This window comes from Arenibacter algicola, assembly GCF_018860365.1.
Lineage (GTDB): Bacteria > Bacteroidota > Bacteroidia > Flavobacteriales > Flavobacteriaceae > Arenibacter > Arenibacter algicola_B.
The window spans coordinates 116,647-133,688 of record NZ_JAHKPO010000007.1; the positions used below are offsets into that span (position 1 = coordinate 116,647).

Below are 17,042 nucleotides of genomic sequence, written 5' to 3' on the forward strand. Positions count from 1 at the left end.
GCTTTATTTATCTTGAGTTCCACTCACCTGGTCCATATAGAAATTTTGTTGTATTTTGTCTTGAATGTTCAATTCCATAATTTGTTATTATAATTAAAGTAGGTTGGGGTCCAAAGAGACTGCATTTTATAATGAATGTGAATATGATAAGGGAAGTAAGGATTGTAAATAGGGGCTTATTATGAGGAAGGGGCGCGTTACAATTACAGATATAGCAAGAGAGCTCAAAATAGCTCCCTCTACAGTATCTAGGGCCTTGAACGATCATCCTGCTATAAAAAAAGAGACTAAGGATGCGGTTAAGGCACTGGCGGAAGCATTAGATTATCAGCCCAATCTTTTGGCATTGAACCTGCTGCAAAAAAAATCCAATACCATTGGGGTGATAGTGCCAGAGATTACCGGCCACTTTTTTTCCGCAATAATTACCGGGATTCAGGACGTAATTGTTGATTCGGAATACAATATCATGATTTGCCTGTCCAACGAATCCTATGAGGAGGAGCTGACCATTGTAAAGCGCTTATCAAAAATCCAGATAGATGGGGTCTTGGTGGCGCCCTCATCCGAGACCAAGAATTTTGATCATTTCCGTAGGCTTCAAAAAAGCGGTATTCCCGTGGTGGTTTTTGATAGGGACTGTCCAGGTTTGGAAGCCGATAAAGTATTGGTAAATGATTATTTTGGGGCATTCCAGGCTGTGGAGTACCTCATTGGCACGGGTTGTAAGAACATAGCGCACCTAGGAGGTCCTTTAAATCTTAGTACTACAGAACAAAGGCTTCAGGGCTATTTGGATGCTCTTGACAAAAATAAGGTTCCCATAAATAGTGATTTTATTGTACATGTTCCGGGGTTTTCCCATAAAGACGCTGTAAAGGCCACAAAAAAATTATTGGAATTGAAAGATCGGCCGGACGCCATATTCGCCTACAATGATAAAATTGCCATTTCGGCCATGCACATCGCCAAAAAAATGGGTTTGAAAATACCCGATGAGGTCTCCGTCATAGGGTTCGATGATGAGCCTCATTCGTCTTTTATTACGCCCTCTTTGTCTACCGTTTGGCAGCCGGTTTATAGTATGGGAATGCTCTCTGCCAGAATTTTGTTAAGTCATTTGAACAACAAGAATTCCATACTCGAGTTTCGAAAAGAAGTCTTTAAACCAGAACTCGTTATAAGGGCATCTTCCAAAGTAAATTAAGTGATACTCCCTTAGTCGAATATTTCTTTAATTGTGCAAACCTTTGCATTGACTTTTAATATGATATTCTTCGAAACATCAATTATTTATTGTTATTTGTATAAAATATTAAGGCTATAAATAATTATATCTAAATTTTGCATGCAAATTTCGCCCAAAAGTTTATTTGAACACTGTTATGGTAAATATGCCATTGCAGCCGTCAATGTTTTTACCATGGAACAGGTTCACGGACTTTTTAGCTCCGGGGAAAAGGCCAATGCACCATTTATGGTGCAAATTACACCGGCAGCACGGAATTACGCCCATCCTGAAATGCTTATGGCCATGATTACCGCGGCCTCCAAAATATATCCCAAAGTGGTCTATTCCGTTCATATGGACCATGGGAACGAGGAACATGCTTTTAATGCGATACAATCCAATGATTATGACTCTATAATGATCGATGCTTCCCATGATAGTTTTAATGGGAATGTAAAAAGGACAAGAGCGGTGGTGGTGGAGGCCCATAAAAAAAATATTGTTGTTGAGGCGGAACTGGGAGTACTGAGTGGGGTGGAAGATGATCTGTCCGTGGACGAAAAACACGCAAAATATACCCAGCCGTCAGAAGTTCAGGAATTTGTAGAATTAACAGGGTGTGATAGTTTGGCGGTGGCAGTGGGCACCAGTCATGGAGCTTATAAGTTTTCTGGTGGAGACGGTATTCAGTTTAAAATATTGGAAGAGATTCAAAGAAGATTGCCCAAATTCCCTATAGTGCTGCACGGCGGCTCTGCCGTTAATTTAGAGGAAATAGACCGGATAAACAAGGCTGGAGGGCATTTGAATGAAGGTGCCTCCGGGGTTTCGCCGGAAGAGATTGTCAAATCCATTGCCTATGGAGTTTGTAAAATCAATATCGCCACAGATACCAGACTATTGTGGACTAGGGTGCATAGAGAGTTTTTTAGGGATACTCCAGAGCTGTTCGACCCCGTAATTCCAGGGAAGACCTATATGGCGGAGTACGAAAAATTTATGCTGGAAAAGTTCGATCTCTTGGGCGCCACTGGGAAAGTAAGCGACATGAAATTTTAAAATTAAAAATTATGGAACATAAGTCACATTTGCAGATAAAACCAAAATCCAAAACAGGGGTATACCATCAAATTACACCGGCATCTGCCAACTGGGAATATCTCAATTTTGAGGCAAGGTTAATGAACAAGGGGGAAACTTGGCAACACGATACCAAGGATAATGAAATGGTCATAGTGCTGTTAAGCGGCAATTTTAAGGTGGAAAGCGATAAGGGAAACTGGGAAACAAAAAATGGCAGAAGGGATGTTTTTAGCGGGGTGGCCCATACCCTTTACCTCTCACGCAATAGCAAATTCACTTTAACGGCAATGAGTGATACCTTGGATATTGGATATGGTTGGTGCAAGGTAGATGAAGATTTTCCTGCAAAATTTGTAACTCCAGAGGATACGCCCGTGGTTATTTTTGGTGGTGACAATGCTACCCGACAGTTCAATGATCTGGTGCCACCAGGTTTTGGTTGTAGCAAAATAGTGGTGCGTGAGGTATATACCCCTTCAGGCAATTGGAGTTCCTTTCCGGCCCATAAACATGATGAGCGCATAGTAGATGCAGACGGTACGGTTTTGGAGCCAATACAGGAGGAAACGTATTTCTATAAATTTCAAAAACCGGAGGCTTATGCCATACAGCAGGTCTATACCAAGGATAGATCCCTGGACGAGATAGTAAGACCTAGACATAATGATGTGGTGATGATACCCAAGGGTTTTCATCCCGTAGTAGCGGAACACGGATTTCATTGCTACTACCTTAATTTCTTGGCCGGCACGGACCAATGCTTGGCCAATACCACAGACCCGGACCATGAATGGATCTATGATTCCTGGACATCAAAAGATAAACGATTGCCCTTGGTAACGGCGGAAATGAATAAACAATAATTTAAAATGAGCGATAAAAAGTTTGATGTAATCACGTTTGGAAGATCTAGTATTGATCTTTATTCACAGAATATTGGTTCGCCATTTAATGATATTAAAGGGTTTGATGCCTTTGTGGGAGGATCTCCGCTCAATATAGCCGTGGGATGTGCAAGATTGGGGGTCAATGCCAGTCTTTTAACTGCGGTAGGTAATGACAAGGTTGGTGAGTTTATTCTAAACTTCTTGAATGGGGAGGGAGTAAACACACATTGTATTCCCGTAAAAAATGGGACTAGGAGTAGTGCGGTTGTCCTGGGAATAGAACCTCCTGATAAATTTCCCTTGGTGTATTACAGGGATAATGCGGCCGATAGTCAGGTGGATATCGATGACGTGGACAAAGCCAATATTCCGGATTATAAAATATTGTTGATCAACGGTACTGCGCTAAATGTAGAACCTACTAGGAGTGCTACTTTTTATGCCACTGAAATCGCTAATAGAAATGATGTCGACGTAGTTCTCGATCTGGATTTTAGAGCGGACCAATGGCACGATTACAGGGCTTTTGGCTTAACCGTTAGAGCTATTTTGCCCAGGGTTAAAATGGCCATTGGCACGGAAGAGGAGATTCTTGCCGCCACCCTTATCGATTCCTCACAGGTGACCATTAAGGAACAACAGATTTCCGCTCCGGAAATCAAAGGGGATATAGATGTATCTATTAAGCAATTGCTATCCTCTGGCATAGAGACATTGATCGTGAAGCGAGGGGAGAAGGGCGCCAGCATATACCAAAAGGATGGTTCCAGGGAAGATGTTCCCGGGTTTCCCGTTGAGGTTTTGAATGTGCTGGGTGCAGGTGATGCCTTTGCCAGCGGATTCCTATATGGAATACTACAAGGGTGGGATTTGAAAAAGGCATGCCGAATGGGTAATGCCAGTGGTGCGCAAGTGGTTACTAAAAAGGGTTGTGCCAACTTTATGCCAACCTTGGAAGAATCCATGGACTTTATAAAGCAGAAGGGCGGATTTTAATTTTATAAGCGATGAAAAGCCCATTAACGGCTTTATCAAGCCAACCGATATGTTCTCAGGGCATTCCTTCTGACCTATTAAAACAAATAAAGAAGAACAGATGAAAACAAAAAGACTTACGGTGGCCCAGGCCACAATTGAATATCTTAAGAACCAATATGTAGAGCGCGATGGCGTTCAGAATAAATTTTTTGCCGGTTGTTTGGGAATTTTGGGGCATGGAAATGTTGCGGGAATAGGACAGGCATTGCATCAAAATCTCGACTTCCCATTTTACGTGGCTAGGAATGAACAGGGAATGGTGCATACGGCAGCGGCATTTGCACGAGTAAAGAATAGGTTGCAAACCTTCGTCTGTACTTCGTCCATTGGTCCGGGAGCTACCAATATGCTCACCGGTGCTGCAGCGGCCACCATTAATAGGATACCGGTCCTTTTGATTCCTGGGGATATATTTGCTACCAGACAGGTTGCCCCGGTATTGCAGCAATTGGAATCTAACGTAACCCAGGATATATCGGTCAATGATTGCTTTAAGCCCGTTTCCAAATATTGGGATAGGATCAATAGACCGGAACAACTTATCACCTCCTTGCCAGAGGTTATGCGGGTACTCACCTCCCAAGCCGAAACAGGAACGGTTACCTTGTGCATTCCACAGGATGTTCAGGCGGAAGCCTTCGATTTTCCGGTAGAGATGTTTCAGAAGCGTGTTTGGAATATAGGGAGAACTATGCCAGATCAAACGCTATTGGCAAGGGCAATTGAGCAAATCAAAATAAGTAAAAGACCAATAATCATTGCGGGTGGTGGTGCTATTTATAGCGATGCAACGGCAATATTAAAAAAATTGGTCAATAGAACGGGGATACCTGTGGCCGAAACCTTTGCGGGGAAGGGATCGTTGGATTATAACGAACCGCAGAACCTTGGAGCGGCTGGGGTAACAGGAACACCTGGGGCCATTGAGATAGCCAAGGAGGCCGACCTGGTCATAGGGGTAGGTACAAGATATAGCGATTTTACGACCATCTCCAAATCCGCATTTCAAGATCCCAATGTCCGTTTTATCAATATAAATATTACGGAATTCGATTCCTTCAAGCATGGGGCACTTCCCCTGGTAGGCGATGCCAAGGCCATATTGGAAACCTTGGATAAGGAGCTGTCCAATTTTAAAGTAAGCCCGGATTATCGTGAAAAAGTAGAAAACTTTAATAAGAGCTGGGATCAATTTGTAGCGGATATCTATGCCGAAAAGAATGAAGTGCCGGCATTTCAAGGGGAAGTGATCGGAGCTGTAAATTCATTTTCCAACCCAGAGGATATAGTCCTTTGTGCTGCAGGTAGCCTACCTGGAGACCTTCATAAATTGTGGCGTACCCGAAACCCAAAAGGCTTCCATCTGGAATATGGTTATTCCTGCATGGGTTATGAGATTGCCGGAGGTTTGGGTGCTAAAATGGCCCGTCCGGATAGCGAGATATATGTAATGGTTGGTGATGGAAGTTACCTAATGATGTCCCAAGAGATAGTAACATCGATCCAAGAAAAACAGAAAATGACCATTATTCTTTTGAACAATGATGGTTATTCCAGTATAGGAAGCTTGTCCAGTTCTCTAGGTAGCGAAGGATTTGGGACATACTACCGTTACAGGAATGAGGAGACCGATCAATTGGACGGAGGATTGTTGCCCATAGATTATGCGGCCAATGCAGCAAGTATGGGTGCCCATGTTATAAAGGCCTCCAATGCAGAGGAATTAAATGCCGCCCTTAAAAAGGCAAAAACCATAGACAGGACCACGGTAATCTACATTGAGGTGGATCGTAAAAAAGCGGTTCCCGGATTTGCCTGGTGGGATGTGGCCGTAGCCGAAGTATCCGAGAAGGATGCTGTGAAGAGTTCATTGAAAACCTCTCTGGAAAACAAAAAGACCCAGAAATACTATTTATAGACCATAACCAACCAGCCTTATGAACTCTGATCTCATCATCATTTTAACTTCATTCCTGATTTTTACGGGAGGAGTTGCCTTTTTTACTTGGTACAGTCTTAGAAAAACGAATCTAACCTCGTCCGACGGTTATTTCCTTGGAGGTAGAAGTCTAACGGGAATAGTCATTGCAGGTTCCATGTTGCTGACCAATATTTCCTCGGAACACCTTATAGGGATGAACGGTAATTCCTATGTTAATGGTTTTATTGTTATAGCTTGGGAAGTTACTTCCTCTATTGCGCTGGTAATTGCGGCCATTTTCTTTGTTCCCAAATATTTAAAAATGGGATTGACCACCATACCCCAGTTTTTGGAAAGTAGGTTTGATGGCATGACAAGGACCATGGTGGCTGCCATCCTAATATTTTCATTTGTGGTTACCCTTTTGCCCATAGTCCTATATTCTGGTGCCATCGGCATTGAAAGCTTGTTTGGGGTTTCCGAGGCTCTAGGGGTCAGTAAATCCGAAGGATTATGGATCACAGTGGTCATTATTGGGGTCATAGGGTCTATATATGCCATCTTTGGAGGCTTAAAGGCTGTGGCCTATTCCGATACCATTAATGGCTTTGGACTTTTATTGGGAGGTTTGTTGATACCAATATTGGCGTTGATGGCCATAGGAGATAACAACATCTGGGACGGATTGGTGAAGGTATATGATTATGCCCCGGAGAAATTCAATGTGGTAGGGGCAAGGGATTCCGTATTACCCTTCGAAGTGCTTTTTACGGGCCTGATCATTAATCAGCTCTATTTCTGGGGAATGAACCAGACAATCATCCAAAGGGCCTTGGGGGCGAAAAATTTGAAGGAGGCCCAAAAGGGACTTTTAATAACGGGTCTTTTTAAGATCTTGATTCCCTTAATAATTGTGCTGCCCGGGGTAATTTGTTACTATTATTTTCAGGATACCTACTTTGACCAACAGGACACGGTTTATCCACAATTGGTCAAAAAGGTTTTACCTGTTTGGTTGATAGGCTTTTTTGCTGCCGTAATCATGGGAGCGGTATTGAGTACCTTTAATTCGGTATTGAATTCGGTGGCCACCTTGTTCAGTATGGATATTTATAAGAAGCACATTGCAAAAAATGTCAGTGATACCAAACTGGTAAAGATTGGAAAAGTTACTTCCGCAGTATTGGCGGTAGCGGCCATCTTCGCAGCTCCCATGGTGGCCAATGCCTCGGACGGACTGTATCAATTGCTGCAAGAACTTAACGGAATATTTTTTATTCCTATTGCCTCCATTTTATTGGCAGGGTTCTTTATGAAAAAAGTCTCGGCAACCGGGGCTAAAGTGGCCCTAATATTTGGGCTCTGTTTTTATATTTTTATGACTTGGGGCTACACTAGCCACGGTATCCATTTTGTACATCTATGGGGCATAGAATTCGTGCTGAATGTAGCTATAATGTATTCGGTGTCCTATTTCTATCCCAACAAGAACTTGTATGAAATTACCGATGTTGGCGCTGTAAACCTAAAAGCTTGGAAATACACTGTTCCCATGTCCATTGGACTGTGCGCCGTTACTGTATTAATATATGTTTTGCTCTGGAACAACCAGTAGCAATACCATGATCAAAATTATTAAATAATTAAAAAATGGAAATTCTAAAAAATTATATCGATGGAGCTTGGACACCAAGCACATCCAAAGAAACAATAGATATTGTAAACCCTGCTACCCAGGAAATCTTGGCCAAGGTGCCTTATGGAAAGGGTACCCAAAAAGATATTGATTTGGCGGTAGCTTCAGCGTCCAAAGCATATCAAGAATGGAGTAAGGTTCCGGTGCTTAAAAGGGTTCAAGTGCTATATCGGTTAAAGTCCCTAATGGAGGAAAATACCGAGGTACTTGCCGAAATTATTACCAAGGAATCTGGTAAAACCTATGGGGAATCCGTAGGGGAAATTCAAAGAGCAATCGAAAATATTGAGGTAGCCTGTGGAACGCCTATGTTAATGGCGGGAGATGTTATTGAGGATATTGCTACGGGAATAGACGAGATGATGATCAGGCAGCCTATAGGCGTGGCAGCTTGTATAACCCCGTTCAACTTTCCCAGTATGATTGTTTTTTGGTTCTTGCCCTATGCCATTGCAACGGGTAATGCCTTTGTGGTAAAACCTTCCGAAAAGGTGCCCATGACCATGATGAAGATTTTTGAGTTCATAGATCAGTTGGATATACCCAAAGGGTTGGTCAGCTTGGTGCACGGAGGCAAGGATTCTGTGGATGCCATTTTGGAACACCCTACTATTAAAGCAGTCAGTTTTGTTGGTAGTACTCCGGTGGCCAGGTATATATATTCCAAGGGCACGGCCAATGGAAAGAGGGTACAGGCACAGGGTGGGGCCAAAAACCCGGTAGTGATCCTGCCCGATGCGGATATTGAAATGTCCACAAGAATAATCGCGGATTCCGTTTATGGATGTGCGGGCCAAAGATGTTTGGCCGCTTCTACGATTATCACTGTGGATGACCAAAAAAGACAGATAAAGGATGCTCTCTATGAAACCGTTAAATCCAGAACTACCGGTTACGGTTTGGACAGGGAGGTTAATATGGGGCCTGTAATTACTCCTGAAAGTAAGGCGAGAATAACTGGATTGATACAAAAAGGAATAGATGAAGGTGCCAAAATACTATTGGACGGTCGAAATGCTTCCATTGCGGGCTATGAAAAAGGAAACTTCCTAAACCCTACTATTTTGGAGAACGTAGCCTTGGACAAGGAACTTATTAGGACGGAGATTTTTGGCCCCGTGATGAGTCTTATATCCATGAAAAATATAGATGACGCCCTAAAGTTTGTCAATAGTGGGAATTACGGAAATATGGCCTGTTTATTTACCGGTAGCGGTGCCAATGCCAGAAGGTTTAGAAATGAGGCCGATGCCGGAAATATTGGAATCAATATAGGGGTGGCGGCCCCTATGGCCCAATTCCCCTTTAGTGGTTGGAAGGATAGCTTTTTTGGTGACCTGCACGGTCAGGGCAAACATGCTATAGAATTCTTTACACAGACCAAGGTAATTATAGAAAGATGGCCGAATATTTGGTCAAGAAAATTTTAATCGGATTATAAAATGATGAAAATCGCAAATGCTCCATGCTCATGGGGCGCCTTGGAATTTGACCTGGAGGAAAAATCCGAAGAGATAGGTTTTGAACAGGTTCTGGATGAAATAAAGGAAACTGGATATATTGGTACCGAATTGGGCGACTGGGGCTATATGCCCACCACGCCCAGCCTACTAAAGGTGGAATTGGACAAAAGACATTTGGATCTTTTGGGAGCCTTTGTTCCTGTTGCTTTGGCTCAGGAGTCCAACCATGATGCAGGGGTGATCTCCGCCTTAAAAGTAGCGGAGCTTATGTTCAATGCCGGCTACAAAAATTCCTTTATTGTATTGGCAGATGATAATGGTGCCATACCGGAACGTACCAAAAATGCGGGGAGAATTACAGCGGCAATGGGACTCACGGAAGAACAGTGGAAAGTATATGCCGCGGGTGCAGAAAAGATAGCGAAGGCAGTGAAGGATGCCTATGGCATAAGAACAGTGTTCCACCACCATTGTGCGGGATATGTAGAAACCCCTGAGGAAATAGATAAGCTTATGTCCTTGACCGATCCGGATTTATTGGGATTGTGTTTGGATATGGGGCATTATGCCTTTGGAGGAGGTGATCCCGTAAAGGCCCTGAAAAAGTATGGCAAAAGAATATGGCATGTCCATTTTAAGGATTATAGTCCAGAAGCCGCCAAAGCTTCACGGGAGGTAAACGGGGATTATTTTGATGCCATTAGACGTGGGGTGTTTTGTGAGTTGGGGAAAGGTGCGGTAGATTTTCAGGCTATTGTAAAATTGTTGGAAGAAATGAAATATAATGATTGGATCGTTGTTGAACAGGATATTTTACCAGGCATGGGAAACCCAAAAATATGTGCACAGGCCAATAGGGACTATATAAAATCCTTGGGGCTTTAGTTAATTGAATATTGAGAAAACTATCATTAAGAAATATAAAACGATGACAAAAGTTAAATTCGCCGTAGCAGGATTGGGAAGGATAGGGAAGATCCATTTGGAAAACCTGCTTCAGATGGACCATGTGGAAGTGGTAGCCGTAATGGATCCTATGGAAGAATGTCGGAAATATGCGCAGGAAAAGAAGATACCTCATATCACGGATACCTTTGAGCAGTTATTGGCTATTGCCCCCTTCGATTCTGTGGTCATCTGTTCCCCAACCGATACCCATGCCGATTATGTTGAGATGGCGGCCAAAGCGGGTATCCATGTTTTTTGCGAAAAACCGTTGGATCTATCTATGCAACGCGTTGTTGAGGTTTTAAAAGTGGTCAAAGAAGCCAATATTAAATTGATGTTGGGTTTTAATCGCCGGTTCGATAAGGAGTTTAGAAAAGTTCATGATTTGGTAAAGCAGGGTGCCGTAGGGCAGCCCCACTTGGTGAAAATTACAAGTCGGGACCCAGGAGCACCACCGGTAAGCTATATTAAACAATCCGGAGGTCTCTTTTTGGATATGACCATACACGATTTTGATATGGCCAGATTTGTAGTAGGTAAGGAAGTTCAGGAGGTCTATGCCAAAGGGGCAGTTCTTGTGGATCCTGCTATTGGCGAGGCCGGGGATATAGACACTGCAGTGGTTACCTTGACCTATACGGACGGTACCATGGCCGTTATAGACAATAGTAGGGAAGCTGCTTATGGCTATGACCAAAGAATAGAGGTGTTCGGATCCAAGGGAATGGCACAGGCAGACAATAATTATGAAGATTCACATCGTCTTTATACCAACAAGGGAATCCTAGGGGCACTACCCCTGCATTTCTTTTTGGAAAGGTATGCGGCAGCTTATAAATCCGAAATGGCCAGTTATGTGGCAAGTCTAAAAAATGGTGATGCCATGGCGGTAGACGGCACCGATGGATTACGGTCACTGCAAATTGGACTAGCTGCCATAAAATCATTAAAGGAAAAAAGACCCGTAAAAATTGCAGAAATAGGCAATTAGGTTCCGAAAAATTAAGAAAATCTAAAATCAATTTTTATAGGCTGAGTAAAAAAAATTGATTCTTGGTTAAATTGTAATTTTTTGTTAAATTGGGATGAATTTGTATTTATCAAGAATTGGGATGCTGCTGGGCAAGGGAAACGAATTGGATGCATTACCTATAAATTTAGAATGATCGGGATGGTGAAGAGGAAAGTTTAGATGGGTCCCTAGGCCATTTTAATAGGAAGAAGATGCTTTCTAGGTTGGTAAATTCATAGAACCGGAATTTAAACCCATTTATAAGTTGAAAAAAGGTCAGCCTAATATCAACAATGAGCTTTTTCTTTCCCTTTTGGAAAAGGGTGAGAAGTGCGCATTTGAGACCTTGTTCAGACTCTACTATACCAAACTCGTACAAATTGCAAAAGGATATCTAGTCTACCAACAGGAAGCCGAAAGTATAGTACAGAACGTATTTCTTAAAATATGGGAAAATAAAGAATCTCTGGGCGAAGTGTCCAATATTAATAATTATTTATATACCATGACCAAGAATTTGTGCCTGGACCAACTAAGGCACGAAAAGGTTAAAAGGAACTACATAGATAACAGTTATCGCCTAAAATCTCAAATTCAGTATAAATTTATTCAGGATGAGGCGGCCTCCCTGTTACTTGAAAATGAATTGGAAAGCAAAATAATTCAGAGCATAGAATTATTACCTGAAAAATGTAAAAATATTTTCAAAAAGAGCCGACTAGAGGGATTGAAGCATGGTGAAATAGCTGTGCAGATGGGCATTTCACACAAAACGGTAGATAACCATATTGCCACTGCCCTGAGGCATATGAGGTTTCATTTAAGGGAATTTATCTCAATTTCCCAATAAATTTATTATTCAGCACTAGGTGTAAATCTTTTTTGAATCGTCTATAAATGGTAACACATGACGATGCTGGATCAAAAAATATATAAATACTTAAGGGGTACTGCAACTTCAAAGGAGGAAAAGGAAGTTCAGGACTGGATTGTTTCTTCAGATCAAAATGCAGAAAGATTCTTTGAGATCAAGGCCAAATATGTGGCCTCCACCTTGGGTGATACGGATGTAGATTTAGATGCTTCTTACCATGGCATTTTCAATACCAATAATCCTACTTCCAGAAATAGAGGTCGCATTCCAGGAACAATTTTGAAATCTGCTGCTGTTTTAGCAATTCTTGTAGGGCTAGGTTTTATATTTAGGGATGTCATTATAGATTCCCGTACGGCACCAATTATTCCAGGGGATGCCATTATATTACAATTGGAAAATGGGAATATTGAGGTAATTTCTGAAGGTGGGGCTACTAAGGTGGTAGATACAGAAGGTAATGTATTGGGGGCACAACAAGGGTCACAATTAATCTATAAAAACAATGGGACTTCAAAAGAGGAGTTGATCTACAATACGCTCACGGTTCCCTATGGCAAAAGATTTGACTTATTGCTTTCCGATGGTACAGAGGTAACTCTTAATTCAGGAACATCCCTCAAGTATCCAGTACAGTTCTTAAAAACAAAAAACAGGCAGGTTTTTCTGGATGGGGAAGCTTTTTTTAATGTAGCTAAGGACTCGGTAAATCCATTTATAGTCAATACTAATGAACTTAATGTACGTGTACTGGGGACAAAATTTAATTTATCCTCCTATCCGGAAGATCAATTTGTCAATACTACGCTTTTAGAGGGGTCGGTTTCGGTTTACAATGAACGGGACACTTTTGATTCTTCCAATGCTTTTTTGCTGGAACCTGGCTTTAAGGCAGAATGGAATAAAAACAATAAACAAATTTTAGTAGAAGAAGCAGATATTGCTATGCATACCGATTGGTTGAATGGGAAAATCATATTGAGGCATGTGCCTTTTAAGAATATTGTGAAAAAATTGGAACGGCACTATAATGTGGATATCGTGAACAATAATCCCGAACTTAATGACGAATTGTTTACGGCAAGTTTTGACGTTGAAAGCATTGATCAAGTGTTTAAAACCTTCAACGTCACCTACGAAATGGAATACAAGATCAACGACAGACAAATAATTATCAACTAACTAACTAAACAAAACAATAGCCAATGAATTAGACTTTCCAAAATTTGAACAGATCACAATATTTTTTTAACACTTAAATTATAAGGTGTAAAAGCAAAAAAAAAATCGGAAAGTGCGCCAACACTCCCCGATAGAACGTGATTAAATTAATTAACCACTTAAAAAACACTGCAAAAATATGAAAAACCTAATTAGGCTGGGGAGGGAATCCCATTTTCAGCTACAATATGATTTGAAAATGAAGCTAACTACATTGTTGCTATTGATTGTTTCGTTTTTTCAAATTCATGCTAACGAAACTTATGGTCAAAAGACCAAAGTTACCTTGAACCTCAAAAATGTAAGCGTAGAAAGTGTATTGAACAAAATTGAGTCGCTTACAGAATTCAAATTCATGTATAATGATAAGGAGGTAGATTATAAAAAAATTGTCTCTGTGAGCGCTGATAAAGAATTGGTAACTACAATTCTAGATAGAATTTTTTCTAAGATGCACATTACCTATGAGGTATTGGATAAACAGATAGTGCTTAGGCCGGAAAAAAATATTCCCCCTTTAACTAGGGAGGAAGAAAAAAAGGTGGAGCTGTATCAGCCGTTTAAGGTAAATGGTACTATTTTGGACAGCGATGGTAGTCCTTTGCCTGGGGCGAACGTATTGGAAAAAGGAACTACCAACGGTACCCAGTCCGATTTTGACGGTAATTTTTCCTTAGATGTAAATGGGCCAAACGCAGTTCTGGTCGTTTCATACATAGGGTTTACTACCACGGAAAAGTCACTAAATGGGCAAACCAATGTCTCCATTGCCTTGGAAGAGAGTGCTACAGGTCTAAGTGAAGTAGTAGTAACCGCCTTGGGTATTAAGAGGGAAAAGAAGTCCTTGGGATATGCGTCCCAGGAGCTTGATGGAGACCAGGTATCCGCGGCTAGGGAACCCAATCTTTTAAATGGCATTTCAGGAAAAGTGGCCGGTCTACAGATTACCAACAGCCCCTCGGGCCTGGGAGGTTCTGCCAGGGTATCTATAAGGGGTGATGCTTCCTTGAACATCAATGGCAACTCCCCTTTGTTTATTGTGGATGGTACTCCTATTAGCAATGAAATTGTAGGTTCCAGCGGTTCTGGAACACAGGATGTGGATTACGGAAATGGGGCTTCCGAAATAAATCCTGAGAACATAGAATCCATCAACGTGTTAAAAGGTCCTGCCGCCGCGGCACTTTATGGGGCCAGGGCTGCTAACGGAGCCATTATTATAACCACTAAAAAGGGATATACCAAAAAAGGCCAATTGGGAGTTAGCATCAATTCTGGAATTACAATGGAAAGTGTTTTGTTATTGCCAGATTGGCAAAACGAATACGGTCAAGGTAACAACCAGCAGTTTGCATTTGTTGATGGAAGTGGAAGTGGTATCGCCGATGGTGTTGACGAAAGTTGGGGGCCAAGATTGGACACTGGGCTAATGATCCCACAGTTTGATTCACCTAGGGCCGATGGAACAAGGGGAGGAGACTACCTGGTGAGCGATTCGCCAATTACCCCTACACCATGGGTGTCCATGCCGGACAATACCTTGGATTTCTTTAATACGGGATACACAAAGACCAATAGCATTGCCATTTCCAAATCTGGAGACTTGGGCAATATCAGGTTCTCCTACCAAAATTTGGATCAGGAGGGCATAGTACCCAATACGGACCTAAGGCGAAATAGCTTTAATTTGAATACAGGCCTTAACCTGACCGATAAATTAACGATCAATACCAATGTAAATTATATAAAATCCGATAGTGACAATAGGCCATCCCTAAGCTATGGTACGGAAAGTATCATGTATCTCTTTATTTGGTACGGAAGGCAATTGAATACCAATAGTATGAGGGATTATTGGATGCCCGGCAGGGAAAATCTTCAGCAGTTCAACTATAATTACAATTATCACGACAACCCTTTCTTCAACGTATATGAGAATACCAATTCACAGAACAAGGACAGGGTATATGGAAATATTAGTGCCAATTACACCATAAACGATAATTGGAGTTTAATGGTAAGGACCGGGAGGGATTTTTATCGAGATCTAAGGACCAAGAAAAGAGCGTTTAGTACCCAGCGTTTCCCTCTAGGTTATTATAGGGAGGACAATGTATTTTTTGAAGAATCCAATACGGATTTCCTTTTGTCCTATGATAAGACCTTCAACGAAAAATGGAACGTAAATATATCTGCCGGTGGCAACCAATTTCGTCAGAAACAGGAGTATACACAGACAGTTGCCCCGCAGTTGATCAATCCCGGCGTGTATTCCTTTAATAACACCAGAAGACCGCTGGAGGTATATACCAACAACGAACAGAAGAGGATAAACAGTCTCTATGGTTTTGCCAGGTTTGCCTATGACAATTTGCTTTTCTTGGATGTAACGGGACGTAACGATTGGTCCAGTACACTGCCTACGGATAATAATTCATATTTCTACCCTTCGGTTACCTTGAGTGCCATAGCTAGCGATATTTTTAAAATGCCGGAATTTGTGTCCTTTGCAAAATTAAGGGCGGCATATGCCGAGGTGGGTAATGATACGGACCCTTATAAGTTGTCCAGTTTCTTTACCAATGAAACACCTTTTGGGGATAATCCAATTTTAACGGAATCCTCTTTGATCCCCAATGCCGATTTAAAACCTGAGATTACATCATCCTATGAGATTGGTGCCGATATCCGTTTGTTCCAAAGTAGGCTGAATTTGGATGCTACCTATTACGATGGGCGTACCAAGAACCAGATCATACCTATAAGCACGGATATTTCCAGTGGATATACCAGTAAGTTGATCAACGCGGGTGAAGTAAGGAATTATGGGTTCGAGGCCATGTTGAACGTTGTTCCCGTGAGGACGGAAAATTTCAGTTGGAACACTATGTTCAACTATTCCAGAAACAGAAGTGAGGTTACCGATCTGGGAGGTATAGATTATACGCTTACAGAAAGGAACAGTGTTTTTATCCAAGCTAGGGAAGGCGGTTCCATCAGTGCTATTTATGGAAGGGGATTCCAACGCGTAGAAGATGAGAACAGTCAGTATTATGGCCAAATGATCGTAAATAACAGTGGTATCCCCATTAGGACGGACGATTTGGTGTATCAGGGCGATTATGCCCCTGATTATACCTTGGGAATACTCAACAGTTTTAAGTATAAATCTTTGGATTTTGGATTTATGTTCGATATAAGACAAGGGGGAATAGTAGTATCCAGGACCAAAACGATAGGATCCACTTCTGGGCAATTAAAGGAAACTTTGGAAGGAAGGGAAACTGGAATCGTTGCAGAAGGGGTATTGGAGACATCTCCTGGGGTATATACGCCCAACACCATAAACGTGGATGTTAGGACCTACAATAACCGCTACTATGAGCGGGATAATGTAGAGGCGGCCAAATATGATGCTTCATATACCAAATTGCGCGAAGTAACTTTGGGCTATAGTCTTTCCAAGAAAATTATAGATAAGCTTCCCATAAGTAAGGCAAGATTATCCCTGACAGGTAGAAATTTGGCACTTTGGACGGACAACCCTCATTTTGATCCGGAAACGGTCTCGGTTGCTGGTGGTACCCTGCAGCCCGGTATAGAGAATATGTCCTATCCCAGTACCAAAACATACACTCTGAATTTACAAATCGATTTTTAATTGCATA

At 41.8% G+C, this 17,042-nt stretch carries 12 protein-coding genes; all 12 read left to right on the forward strand.

The window, feature by feature from the left end:
• Window positions 1-181: 181 nt before the first annotated feature.
• The 12 genes from KO529_RS07285 to KO529_RS07340 all read left to right on the forward strand — a co-directional run bounded on the left by KO529_RS07285 (window position 182) and on the right by KO529_RS07340 (window position 17,035).
• Window positions 182-1,207 carry a LacI family DNA-binding transcriptional regulator gene (locus KO529_RS07285; protein WP_215947262.1) on the forward strand — a complete coding sequence of 342 codons (1,026 nt, stop codon included), beginning with the start codon at window positions 182-184 and terminating at the stop codon, window positions 1,205-1,207.
• A gap of 141 nt (window positions 1,208-1,348) precedes the next feature.
• The gene (locus KO529_RS07290; RefSeq protein WP_215947263.1) at window positions 1,349-2,290 is read left to right on the forward strand and encodes a class II fructose-bisphosphate aldolase; all 942 of its coding nucleotides are present in this window, start codon (window positions 1,349-1,351) and stop codon (window positions 2,288-2,290) included.
• A gap of 11 nt (window positions 2,291-2,301) precedes the next feature.
• Window positions 2,302-3,177: a 5-deoxy-glucuronate isomerase gene (iolB, locus tag KO529_RS07295; RefSeq protein ID WP_215947264.1), complete on the forward strand. Its 876-nt coding sequence runs from the start codon at window positions 2,302-2,304 to the stop codon at window positions 3,175-3,177.
• Window positions 3,178-3,183: 6 nt separating this feature from the next.
• Complete coding sequence (gene iolC, locus KO529_RS07300; RefSeq protein ID WP_215947265.1) at window positions 3,184-4,197, forward strand: 5-dehydro-2-deoxygluconokinase; 1,014 nt, start codon at window positions 3,184-3,186, stop codon at window positions 4,195-4,197.
• Between the two features lie 100 nt (window positions 4,198-4,297).
• Entirely contained in the window at window positions 4,298-6,157 is a 1,860-nt protein-coding gene (gene iolD / locus KO529_RS07305) for a 3D-(3,5/4)-trihydroxycyclohexane-1,2-dione acylhydrolase (decyclizing) (protein ID WP_215947266.1), read from the forward strand.
• 19 nt (window positions 6,158-6,176) lie between these two features.
• Entirely contained in the window at window positions 6,177-7,775 is a 1,599-nt protein-coding gene (locus tag KO529_RS07310) for a solute:sodium symporter family transporter (protein WP_247095629.1), read from the forward strand.
• Between the two features lie 35 nt (window positions 7,776-7,810).
• Window positions 7,811-9,286, forward strand: coding sequence for a CoA-acylating methylmalonate-semialdehyde dehydrogenase (locus KO529_RS07315; protein ID WP_215947267.1), 1,476 nt, complete (start codon window positions 7,811-7,813; stop codon window positions 9,284-9,286).
• A 12-nt stretch (window positions 9,287-9,298) separates the two neighbouring features.
• The gene (locus KO529_RS07320) at window positions 9,299-10,204 is read left to right on the forward strand and encodes a sugar phosphate isomerase/epimerase family protein (RefSeq protein ID WP_215947268.1); all 906 of its coding nucleotides are present in this window, start codon (window positions 9,299-9,301) and stop codon (window positions 10,202-10,204) included.
• 43 nt (window positions 10,205-10,247) lie between these two features.
• Window positions 10,248-11,258, forward strand: a complete 1,011-nt coding sequence (gene iolG / locus KO529_RS07325) for an inositol 2-dehydrogenase (RefSeq protein ID WP_215947269.1) — start codon at window positions 10,248-10,250, stop codon at window positions 11,256-11,258.
• A 286-nt stretch (window positions 11,259-11,544) separates the two neighbouring features.
• Window positions 11,545-12,129, forward strand: a complete 585-nt coding sequence (locus tag KO529_RS07330; protein ID WP_215947270.1) for an RNA polymerase sigma-70 factor — start codon at window positions 11,545-11,547, stop codon at window positions 12,127-12,129.
• 57 nt (window positions 12,130-12,186) lie between these two features.
• On the forward strand, window positions 12,187-13,335 hold the full coding sequence (locus KO529_RS07335) for a FecR family protein (protein WP_215947271.1): 1,149 nt from the start codon (window positions 12,187-12,189) through the stop codon (window positions 13,333-13,335).
• 178 nt (window positions 13,336-13,513) lie between these two features.
• Window positions 13,514-17,035 carry a SusC/RagA family TonB-linked outer membrane protein gene (locus KO529_RS07340; protein ID WP_252734340.1) on the forward strand — a complete coding sequence of 1,174 codons (3,522 nt, stop codon included), beginning with the start codon at window positions 13,514-13,516 and terminating at the stop codon, window positions 17,033-17,035.
• Window positions 17,036-17,042: the final 7 nt, after the last annotated feature.

Excerpts from the sequence above, each read along its gene's own strand:
- KO529_RS07320 (WP_215947268.1), top strand. The coding sequence starts at position 9,299 with ATGATGAAAATCGCAAATGCTCCATGCTCATGGGGCGCCTTGGAATTT.
- KO529_RS07310 (WP_247095629.1), top strand. The coding sequence starts at position 6,177 with ATGAACTCTGATCTCATCATCATTTTAACTTCATTCCTGATTTTTACG.
- KO529_RS07315 (WP_215947267.1), top strand. The coding sequence starts at position 7,811 with ATGGAAATTCTAAAAAATTATATCGATGGAGCTTGGACACCAAGCACA.
- KO529_RS07335 (WP_215947271.1), top strand. The coding sequence starts at position 12,187 with ATGACGATGCTGGATCAAAAAATATATAAATACTTAAGGGGTACTGCA.
- iolD (WP_215947266.1), top strand. The coding sequence starts at position 4,298 with ATGAAAACAAAAAGACTTACGGTGGCCCAGGCCACAATTGAATATCTT.
- KO529_RS07290 (WP_215947263.1), top strand. The coding sequence starts at position 1,349 with ATGCAAATTTCGCCCAAAAGTTTATTTGAACACTGTTATGGTAAATAT.
- iolB (WP_215947264.1), top strand. The coding sequence starts at position 2,302 with ATGGAACATAAGTCACATTTGCAGATAAAACCAAAATCCAAAACAGGG.
- iolG (WP_215947269.1), top strand. The coding sequence starts at position 10,248 with ATGACAAAAGTTAAATTCGCCGTAGCAGGATTGGGAAGGATAGGGAAG.
- KO529_RS07285 (WP_215947262.1), top strand. The coding sequence starts at position 182 with ATGAGGAAGGGGCGCGTTACAATTACAGATATAGCAAGAGAGCTCAAA.
- iolC (WP_215947265.1), top strand. The coding sequence starts at position 3,184 with ATGAGCGATAAAAAGTTTGATGTAATCACGTTTGGAAGATCTAGTATT.
- KO529_RS07340 (WP_252734340.1), top strand. The coding sequence starts at position 13,514 with ATGAAAAACCTAATTAGGCTGGGGAGGGAATCCCATTTTCAGCTACAA.